Genomic DNA, 10,038 nt, shown 5'->3' with positions numbered 1-10,038 from the left:
ACTCACGAACACGGTGCCCGCGGAGACGACAACGGCGGGTGCGACGGTGGCGGGTGCGACGGTGGCGGGTGCGACGGTGGCGGGTGCGACGACGGCGGGTGCCGTGCCGGCGGGCGGCGTGCCGAACTCCGCGACGCCGAACGCCGGGACGGCGGACACGCCGGTGGTGGATGTCACGTCGGTGGTGGACGTCACCGCGGTGGGTCCGGCCGGCGGTGCGCGCGCCGAGTCCGTCACGCCGCGCGGCCCGTTGCCCGCCGAGGACGTCGCCAGCGGGCCGCCCCGCCCCGTCAGGGCGTTCGCGACGGTGACCATACTGGGCGCGGCCGACCCCGTCCCCGGCGGGAACGACGAGAAAAACGACCGCGAGGATGCGCGCGGCAACATCGCCGGTCACGACACCAGCGACCGTGGGAGCACCGACCGCACACCCCCCGGGCACCACGACCCCAGGGCCACCGACCACGGTTCCGCCGGCCACGGTTCCGCCGGCCACGGAGCCACCGGCCACGGTGCCGCCTACGGAGCCACCGGCCACGGGAGCGCCGGCCACGGAGCCACCTACGGCTCCGCCGGCCAGGCCGATCACAGGACCGTCGATCACAGGCCCGTGGACCACGACGCCGTGGTCGGCGTCGCGCGGCTGGGAGAGCTGCCCGCGGGCCCCGACCTGCCCGCTGTGCTCCCCGTCGACGTGTTCGAGCAGGCCGCGGCCGGCCTGGCGGACCGGGCCGAGGCGCTCGCCGCGCAGGCCGACGACCTCCCGGCCGCCGAACGGGCGCTTGAGCGGGCCCGTCAGGAGGAGACCCGGGCCACGGCCGACCTGGCCGGCCACACCGCCGGTGAGCAGCTCGCCCGCACCCGAGCGCAGGAGTGCCGGGCCCGGGCCGAACGGCAGCGGGCCAGCCTGCCGCCGGAGCTGCGGGACGTCGGGCGGCTGGCCGCCCGCCAACGCGAGGTCGCCCAGTTCGCCGACGCCTACTCCGACTGCCACGCGGCCGCTTCGGCCACGGCCCTGGCCGAGGAGGAGTACCGCCGCGCCGCGACCGGCGCCGGCCACGACGCCCACGACGCCGGCTTCCCGGACGTGGCCGCGGCCCAGGCCGCCTGCCGGGAGGAAGGCTGGATCCTCGGCACCGAGGCACGTCTGACGGCCTATCGCGACGATCTTGTCACGGTGCGCTCGCAGCTGGCCAGCCCCCAGCTGGCCGTTGATCCGGACACACCGGCACCGGTGGCCGAACGGGAGGCGGAGGCGCTCGCGGCCCGGCAGCGGCACGAAGCGGCGCTCACCGAGGCGGCGCGCGCCGGCGACCGGGCCCGGCGGCTGTCCGACCTGGTGCCCGCGTTCGCCGCCGCGTTCGCCGCGGTACCACCGCTGCGCGAGGCCGCGGCGGAACTGCGCGGCCTCGCCGAGCTGGCCACGGGCCGTGGTGGCAACCGTCACGGCATGCCGCTGTCGAGCTTCGTCCTCGCCGCCCGTCTCGAGGAGGTCGCGGCGGCGGCGAGCGGACGCCTGGCGGCGATGAGCGGCGGCCGGTTCACCCTCGTCCACGACAGCGGTGAGCGGCGGGACCGGCGCCGGCGGGCCGGCCTCGGCCTGCTGGTCGAGGACGCCTGGACGGGCCGGCGGCGCGACACCGCCACCCTCTCCGGCGGGGAGACCTTCCAGGCCGCCCTGTCCCTGGCGCTGGGCCTCGCCGACGTGGTCACCGCCGAGTCCGGCGGCCAGGCCATGGACGCGCTGTTCATCGACGAGGGCTTCGGCAGCCTCGACCCGGACAGCCTGGAGGAGGTCATGAACGTCCTGGACAGCCTGCGCTCCGGCGGCCGCCTGGTCGGCATCGTCAGCCATGTCGCGGACCTGCGCCAGCGCATCCCCACCCAGATCACCGTCATCAAACAGCCCCACGGCAGCCACGTACGCACCACCATCTGAGCTGGCCCTCAACGCGCAAGCCGTAGGTGGAAACCGGTGCCGCCGTGACGTTTTCCACCTACGGTGGCGGCAGCCGTAGGTGGAAAACGTCGTGGTGACGACGGTTTCTGCCTACGGTCTCCGCTGGAGGAGCACGATGTCGTCGCGGTGGACGATCTCTCGTTCGTAGGAGGAGCCGAGTTCCGCGGCCAGGTCGAACGTCGAGCGGCCCAGCATCCCGGGCAGCTCCGTGGCGTCGTAGGCGACCAGGCCGCGGGCGACCGGCCGCTCGGACGGGTCGACCAGGTCCACCGGGTCGCCCGCGACGAAGTCGCCGTCGACCCTGGTGACCCCGGCAGGCAGCAGCGACACCCGCCGGTTCACGATCGCGTTCACCGCCCCGTCGTCGAGGAACAGCCGGCCCTGCGGGGTGGTCGCGTGCTCCAGCCACAGCAGCCGGGACGCGCGGCGCGGGCCGCTGGGGTGGAACACCGTCCCCACCTCGGCGCCGGCTAGCGCGGTGGCGGCGTTCGCCGCCGAGGTGATCAGTGTCGTGACCCCGCCCGAGGCCGCCATCCGGGCAGCGTCGATCTTGGTTGCCATGCCGCCGACGCCCACGCCGGCGCTGCCGGTGCCCCGGGTGCCGACCCCGTCGAGGTCGGCGTCCGTCCGGACCTCGCGGATCATGGTGGCCGGGCCGCGCCGAGGGTTGGCGTCGTAGACGCCGTCCACGTCCGAGAGCAGGACCAGCAGGTCCGCGGAGACCAGATGCGCGACGATCGCGGCGAGGCGGTCGTTGTCACCGACCCGGATCTCCTGGGTGGCCACCGCGTCGTTCTCGTTGACGACGGGGACCACGCCGAGTTCCAGCAGCCGGTCGAGGGTGGTCCGGGCGTTGCGGTAGTGGGTGCGGCGCACCACGTCGGTGGCGGTGAGCAGCACCTGGCCGACCTGGTGGCCGGCGCGTCCGAACGCGGTCGCGTACCGGTGCACCAGCATGCTCTGCCCGACGCTGGCCGCGGCCTGCAGGGTCGCCAGGTCCCGGGGGCGGCGGGTCAGGCCCAGTGGCGCGAGCCCGGCGGCGATGGCTCCCGAGGAGACCAGTACCAGCCGGCCGGCCCGCGGCAGGAGCGCCCGGACCAGGACGTCGACGCGGTCGCCGTCGATACCGCCGGCCGCGGTGGTCAGTGACGACGAGCCGACCTTCACCACGACCCGGTCGGCCCGCAGCACGAAATCACGGTCTGTCACGCTTCGAGCTCGTCCTCCCGGCCATCGGAGCTGCCGGAACGGTCAGGGCCGCCCGAACGGTCGAGGCCGCCTGGATTGTCCAGGTCGAGAATGTCGGGAGCCTCAAGGTCGGGGGCCTCAAGGTCGTCGGTGATGTCCGGGCCGTACGGGCCGGCGTTCTGGTCGGTGAGAACTTCGCGGCCGCGGGCCCGGCTGGCGAGCCGCTGCGCACGGGTCAGCCGGGTGGAGGTGACCAGCCGGTCGTCGCTGCCCCGCGGGCCGAGGGTCGACTCCGGCCCGGCCGCCCCATCTTCATGATCATCGATGATCCGGCCGCCACGGCGGCTCAGCTGCGGCTCCCAGTCGAAGGTGACGTCACCGATGGTGACCGCCACGCCGGATTCCGCGCCGAGCCGGGCGAGTTCGGCCTCCACCCCCAGCCGGGCGAGGCGGTCGGCGAGGAAGCCGATCGCCTCGTCGTTGCTGAAGTCGGTCTGCCGGACCCAGCGCAGCGGCTTGGCACCGGCCACGACGAACCCGTCGTCATGCGCACGCACGGTGAAGTCGGGTTCGTCAACCGCGCGGGGCCGGATGACGACCCGCTGGAACGCCTGCGGCGGCCGCGCGGCACGATGTTCGGCGACCCGTTCGGCCAGGGCGAGCGAGAGCGCCCGCACGCCTTCGCGGGTCGCGCTGCTCACCGCGAGGACGTCCAGCCCACGGGCGGTGAGCTCGGGGGTGACCAGCTCCGCCAGCTCGCGGGCGTCCGGAACATCGATCTTGTTGAGGACGACGGCGCGCGGCCGGTCGGACAGGTCCGTCGAGTAGGCCGCGAGCTCGGACTCGATCACGTCCAGGTCGGTCAGGGGGTCGCGACCGGGTTCGAGGGTGGCGCAGTCGAGCACGTGGACGATGAGCGAGCAGCGTTCGACATGGCGCAGGAACTCCAGGCCGAGGCCGCGCCCGGTGCTCGCGCCGGGTATGAGGCCGGGGACGTCGGCCACCGTGTACGGCGCGTTGTCGCCGGCCTGTACCACGCCGAGGTTGGGCACCAACGTCGTGAACGGGTAGTCAGCAATCTTCGGCCTGGCGGCGCTGAGTACCGACACCAGCGAGGACTTGCCCGCGCTGGGGAAACCGACCAGCGCCACGTCGGCAACGGTCTTGAGCTCGAGGACGGCGTCGAGCTGCTCCCCCGGCTCGCCGAGCTCCGCGAACCCGGGGGCTTTGCGCCGGCTGGAGGCAAGCGCGGCGTTGCCCCGCCCGCCGCGCCCGCCACGGGCGAGGACCACGGAGCTGCCAGCACCGACAAGGTCGGCGATCTGCTCGCCGTCCGGCCGCAGGACGACGGTGCCGTCCGGCACGGGCAGGACGAGGTCGGTGCCGTCGGCGCCGTGCCGGTTGGAGCCCTGGCCGGGCCGCCCACCAGATGCCCGCTGGTGCGGGTGGAAGTGGAAGTCCAGCAGGGTGGTCACGTCCGGGTCGACCCGGACGATGACATCACCGCCCCGGCCGCCGTTGCCGCCGTCCGGCCCACCGAGCGGCTTGAACTTCTCCCGGTGGACCGACGCGCAGCCATGCCCACCATCACCCGCGGTGACGTGGAGGACGACGCGGTCAACGAAGGTGGGCACCGCACCGCTGCTTTCCTCAACCGCGGCCGACCGGCAACACCCGCCTGGATCAGGCGGACAGAAGCTCCTCGGCGGGTATGACGTTGACGACCCGACGGCCCCGCCGGGTACCGAACTGGACATGCCCGGCGGCCAGCGCGAACAGCGTGTCGTCGCCACCGCGGCCGACCTGCCCACCAGGGTGGAAGTGTGTGCCACGCTGCCGGACGATGATCTCGCCGGCGTTGACATACTGGCCGCCGAAACGCTTCACACCGAGACGCTGGGCGTTCGAGTCGCGGCCGTTGCGCGACGAGCTCGCGCCTTTCTTGTGCGCCATGTCGCTTCAGGCCTTCCCGGTCTCGATACCGGTCACCCGCAGGCGGGTCAGCTTCTGGCGGTGACCCTGCCGCTTGTGGTAGCCGGTCTTGTTCTTGAACTTGTGGATCCTGATCTTGGGACCCTTGACGATCTCGACGACCTCGGCGGTCACCTCGACGGACGCGAGCGCGTCCCTGTCGTGGGTCACCACGTCGCCGTCGACAAGCAGAAGAGCGGGCAGATTGACGGCCGCACCCGGCTCGCCCGGAACGAGCTCGACGTCGACGACATCGCCGACGGCGACCTTGTGCTGCTTGCCGCCGCTGGCCACGACCGCGTACACCGGTTCTCCTTGCTGAAGTCGGACGGGCGTTGGAGCACCCGAGGACAAGACGGCGCGACCGCTGACGGACACCGCCACCCTCAGGGGCTCTGACTGGCGCGGCGAAAACACCCCGCACCCGGCCCTGATTGCACTACCTTAACACCGTCGGCCAACCACAACGCCGCTGGCCAGCCGGGACCGGCCGCTGGTCAGCCGTTCAACCGGCCGCTGGCCGGCCGCACCGACACCGACGCGGACCGCCACGACATTACCACCATGCCGGCGAGCCCCTCGAACACCGGCAAGCCCCCGGAATGCCGGCAAGCCTCGGAACGGCATGTACCGGCCCGGCGCCGGCCCGCGCGACAGGCCCGCGGCGGACGCGCCCACACCCACCCACCAGACGCATCCCGCCATGGCACGGATGAACCATGGCGGTCCGCTCACGGGCACGCAACCATCCACTCTGGGGGTGGCTGCCCGGACCGGCAGCCGTCGCGGCAACGCCAGCCAGACGGGGGTGCACGGTGGGGTGGGTGGGGTGGCAGGTCGTGATCTGGAGCGCTGGTGCTGTGACGGTCGCCGCCGTCCTGACCGCCGGGTGGCCGCTGGTGGCCGCGGCCCACGCCACGGACCCGCCGCGCCGGTCGGCGACGATCGCGGCGTCCGCTGTCGTCATCACGACCGTGACCGGGGTGGCCGTCAACGATCTGATCGGCCTTCCCACCGCGTTGCGCGCCCTGTGGGCGCTGGGCACGGCGGGCGCCGCGTGCTGGCTCGCGGTGCAGGCCCGCGGCCTGACCACGGCCGGCGGCTTCGCCACGAGGACCGGCGCCACGAGGAGCGGAACCGCGAGGACCTGGGCCGCAAGGAGCGGGAAGGCCGAGAAGAGCGACGGTGGCCCCGGCCCCGACCCCGACGGCGACTCAGACGGCGACACCCTCTGCGCCCAGGACGACGTCGTCCAGGCGCTGGTGGTCGCCTCCTACGCCCTGCAGATGGGGGACAGCCACCGCGCCAGCGACGCCGTCGACGGCGCGCTCCAGCGGTCCCGGGCCGTCCTGGACGCGCTGCTGCGCGAACGCCAGCGGGGTGACTTCGTCCGCCGGGAGCCGGTGCGGTCGTACCGGACGGTGGCGGACGCGTCCGCCGGCCGGCACTGAAACCACGGCCGGGCAGCCACACCGGCAGCCGGAAGCCGCCGGCGGAAGAATCCCTGCCGACGGCAGGCCGGGGATCCCGGTCACGGGCCAGGATCCCGCGGTGCGCGACCGGTCAGCTCTCGCGGGCCGCGCCTCCGACCGTCTCCAGGTCGCCCGGCGCGCTCTCCTGGGGCGGCGCGACCGCCCGCGAGGCACGCCGACGTCCGGCACGCGCTCCCGATGACCGGGATCCGTTCGACGACGGCCCCGGGCCGTTGGCCGGGCCGTCGTGGCCGGCCGTGTCGTGGCCGGCCGTGTCGTGGCCGGCCGTGTCGTGGCCGGCCGCGTCATGAACGGCCGCGTCATGAACGGCCGCGTCATGAACGGTCTCCGTACCGGGAGCTGTGCTGTCAGCGGGCTCGGTGCCGGGTGCTGGGGGCACGGCAGCGGCCGAGGCCGCCCCGGGCGGCTGGGCATCCGGGGCGATGGCGCCCGATGCCGCGCCAGCCGTTGCCACCGCGCCCGACGGCGCGCTGCCTGCCGACGACGGTGGCACCGGCGGGTCGGCTGGCGCGCCGCCCCGCGCGGGCGCGGACGCGCCGTCCAGGTGCAGGATCACCCCACGGCCGCCGCAGTGCGCGCACGGCTCGCTGTACGCCTCCAGCAGTCCCTGGCCGACCCGTTTGCGGGTCATCTGCACCAGCCCGAGGCTGGTCACCTCCGCGACCTGGTGGCGGGTGCGGTCCCGGCCGAGGCACTCCGTCAGGCGCCGCAGGACGAGCTCGCGGTTGCTCTCCAGCACCATGTCGATAAAGTCGATGACGATGATCCCGCCGATGTCCCGCAGCCGGAGCTGGCGGACGATCTCCTCGGCGGCCTCGAGGTTGTTCTTGGTGACCGTCTCCTCGAGGTTGCCGCCCTTGCCGGTGAACTTGCCGGTGTTGACGTCGATGACCGTCATGGCCTCGGTGCGGTCGATCACCAGGGAGCCACCCGAGGGCAGCCAGACCTTGCGCTCCAGGGCCTTGGCGAGCTGTTCGTCGACCCGGTACTCGTCGAAGACGTCGACCCGGCCGGCATGCCGGCGGACCCGGTCACGCAGGTCCGGCGCCACCATGTCGACGTAGTCCTCGATCATCGTGGCCTCTCCCGCTCCCTGCACGACCAGCTCGGCGAAGTCCTCGTTGAAGATGTCCCGGATCACCCTGATCACGAGGTCGGGCTCACCGTAGAGCAGCGCCGGTGCGCTGGCCTTCGCCGCCTTGCGGCAGATGTCCTCCCACTGGGCCGACAGGCGGGCGACGTCCCGGGCGAGCTCCTGCTCGCTGGCGCCCTCGGCGGCGGTCCGGACGATCACTCCCCCGTCCTCCGGCGTGATCTTCTTCAGGATCGCCTTCAGGCGGGCACGCTCAGTGTCCGGAAGCTTACGGCTGATCCCGGCGTTCTGCCCGTCCGGCACGTAGACCAGGTAGCGGCCGGGGAGGCTGACCTGGCTGGTCAGCCGCGCCCCCTTGTGACCGATCGGGTCCTTGCTGACCTGGACGACGATCGGCTGGCCGGACTTCAGCACCTGCTCGATCTTGCGGGGCCGTCCGTCGAGCCCGCTGGCGTCGTAGTTGACCTCACCGGCGTACAGGACGGCGTTGCGTCCCTTGCCGATGTCGACGAACGCCGCCTCCATGCTCGCGAGCACGTTCTGGACCCGGCCGAGGTAGACGTTGCCCGCGTACGACCAGGAACTGGCCCGGGTGACGAAGTGCTCGACGAGCACCCCGTCCTCAAGTACCGCGATCTGGGTGCGGTCACCGGCGTTGCGGACGATCATGCGCCGTTCGACTGCTTCCCGGCGGGCGAGGAACTCGGCCTCGGTGACGATCGGCGGACGGCGCCGGCCGCTGTCCCGGCCCTCCCGCCGGCGCTGCCGCTTGGCCTCCAGCCGGGTCGAGCCGCTGACCCCGCGGACCTCGTTCGCCCGACGGGCCTCGTCGTCGCGGGCCCGGCTCTCGCGCACGTGCACGACCGTCACCGGCGGGTCGTCGGGAGCGGCGTCGTCGACGAACCCGGAGCCGTCGCGTCGCCGGCGCCGGCGACGGCGGCGCGAGGTGCCCGACAGCGCCTCGTCCTCCTCAAGGGCCCCGCCGGCCGGGCCGGCCTGCCCGGCCCGGGGCCGCGCGGGCTCATCGGGGTCCGCCGGCTCCCGGTCCGCCGCCGGCCGTGGGTCGTCGGCCCCGGTGCGACCGGAACCGGGTGTGCTGTCCAGGCCGTCCTCGTCGGGACGGCCGGGCGCCCCGTCGAAGGCGGCGCTGTCCAGCTCGTCGATGTTGTCGGTCTCCTCGTCGGCGCGAGCCCGGCCGCGTCCCCGCCGGCCACGGCGGCGCCGGCGCGTCGAACCGCCGTCGCCGTCGCCGTCGCCGTCGCCGTCGTCGGCCGCCAGATCGGCCGCCGTCGGCGCGTCGACATCGGTGTATCCGGCGAGCTCCGGCTCGGGCTCGGGATCTTCGTCGACGCGCGGGCCGGCGCCAACGGCCGGCCCCGGCCCGGACCGCGCGTACCGCCGGTCCCCACCGGTATCGGCAGACGGGCCGGCCGCGGCGGTGGCCACTTCGCCGGAGCCGTTCACGGCGTCCCCGTTCACCCTGTCGGCACCGAACGAGAAGGTGTCGCTGGCAGGTGGCGAGGACTCACGGCGGCGGCGCTGCACCAGCTCGATCGCGGCGGGTTCGGGCGCCTGGAAGGTCACCGCCGTGACCGCCCGGCCACGGCGCAGCCGTGGCTTCGCGGCCGGGGCGGCGTCGCCGGTCGCCGACGTCCGCGGTCCGCCGGCCCGCGTGGCCGCGGAACCACTAAGATCAGAAAGGGACGGATCAGGCTCGGACGCGGCCGGCAACGACCGCTCGGAACCGGTGGGTTGGACGGCCGTCGGCTGCGCCGCCGTTACCGACGGCTCTGTTACCGGCGGCTCAGCCGACCGAGCCGGCCGAGCCGGTGCCGACGGCGCTGCCGTCGACAGCGCGGCTGCCGGTTCTGGCGGATTGTTCGTCGCGGCGGCCGGCTCGCTGGTCACGTCCTCGCTGGTCACGTCCTCGCTGGTCACGTCGCCGACGGCTACCGGTTCGTCCGGTGGCAACGGCGTACCGGGTGGCTCGGGTGACCCGGCCGGGGCCTGCGCGCTGATGTCAGCGGCGGTTGCGGCCCCGTTCCCGGTCAGGAGCTCGGGCGGAGGTCCGGCTGATCGTCCGGCGGCGCGCCGCCGTCTCGGCGCTGGACGAGTGATGAGTGTCTCATCGGAGCCTGTCAAAATGTCTTCGGGCACGGGTTATGAAGCCTCTCGGGGTCCCCGGGCGCGCTGCTGTCACAGTCGCGACCGCTCAGGAACCACTGTCTCGGTCCGGCGGCGTACCACCGGCGAATCCTGCGACACCCTGCATCACGCATCGATTCGGCCGACCAGTCGTCCCGCGTCGTCGCGGTCCGGCATGAGCGGATCCG

At 73.8% G+C, this 10,038-nt stretch carries 7 protein-coding genes; 2 read left to right on the top strand and 5 right to left on the bottom strand.

Annotated elements, in window-relative coordinates; all coding sequences use genetic code 11:
• Positions 1–163: 163 nt before the first annotated feature.
• Entirely contained in the window at positions 164–1,939 is a 1,776-nt protein-coding gene (locus AC5LSR_RS06695) for an SbcC/MukB-like Walker B domain-containing protein (protein WP_493468256.1), read from the top strand.
• 111 nt (positions 1,940–2,050) lie between these two features.
• On the opposite strand, the gene proB is transcribed toward AC5LSR_RS06695, so the two are convergent.
• The 4 genes from proB to rplU are packed head-to-tail and all read right to left on the bottom strand — an operon-like array spanning position 2,051 to position 5,425.
• A complete protein-coding gene (proB, locus tag AC5LSR_RS06690) occupies positions 2,051–3,169 on the bottom strand; it encodes a glutamate 5-kinase (RefSeq protein ID WP_250285403.1) in 1,119 nt (372 codons plus the stop codon).
• Positions 3,166–4,782, bottom strand: a complete 1,617-nt coding sequence (gene obgE, locus AC5LSR_RS06685) for a GTPase ObgE (protein ID WP_250285402.1) — start codon at positions 4,780–4,782, stop codon at positions 3,166–3,168. Before obgE ends, proB begins: the two co-directional genes overlap by 4 nt.
• Positions 4,783–4,831: 49 nt before the next feature.
• Positions 4,832–5,101, bottom strand: coding sequence for a 50S ribosomal protein L27 (gene rpmA, locus AC5LSR_RS06680; RefSeq protein ID WP_047222877.1), 270 nt, complete (start codon positions 5,099–5,101; stop codon positions 4,832–4,834).
• A gap of 6 nt (positions 5,102–5,107) precedes the next feature.
• On the bottom strand, positions 5,108–5,425 hold the full coding sequence (rplU, locus tag AC5LSR_RS06675) for a 50S ribosomal protein L21 (protein WP_131766001.1): 318 nt from the start codon (positions 5,423–5,425) through the stop codon (positions 5,108–5,110).
• Between the two features lie 509 nt (positions 5,426–5,934).
• Here rplU and AC5LSR_RS06670 point away from each other — a divergent pair.
• Entirely contained in the window at positions 5,935–6,570 is a 636-nt protein-coding gene (locus AC5LSR_RS06670) for an MFS transporter (protein WP_493468255.1), read from the top strand.
• 112 nt (positions 6,571–6,682) lie between these two features.
• On the opposite strand, the gene AC5LSR_RS06665 is transcribed toward AC5LSR_RS06670, so the two are convergent.
• A complete protein-coding gene (locus tag AC5LSR_RS06665) occupies positions 6,683–9,289 on the bottom strand; it encodes an Rne/Rng family ribonuclease (protein ID WP_493464485.1) in 2,607 nt (868 codons plus the stop codon).
• Between the last annotated feature and the right edge of the window lie 749 nt (positions 9,290–10,038).

This window comes from Protofrankia sp. CiP1_Cm_nod4, from assembly GCF_982290645.1.
Note: the sequence above shows the minus strand (reverse complement) of the source record. Positions and strands in the feature narration are given on the sequence as shown.

Excerpts from the sequence above, each read along its gene's own strand:
- rpmA (WP_047222877.1), bottom strand. The coding sequence starts at position 5,101 with ATGGCGCACAAGAAAGGCGCGAGCTCGTCGCGCAACGGCCGCGACTCG.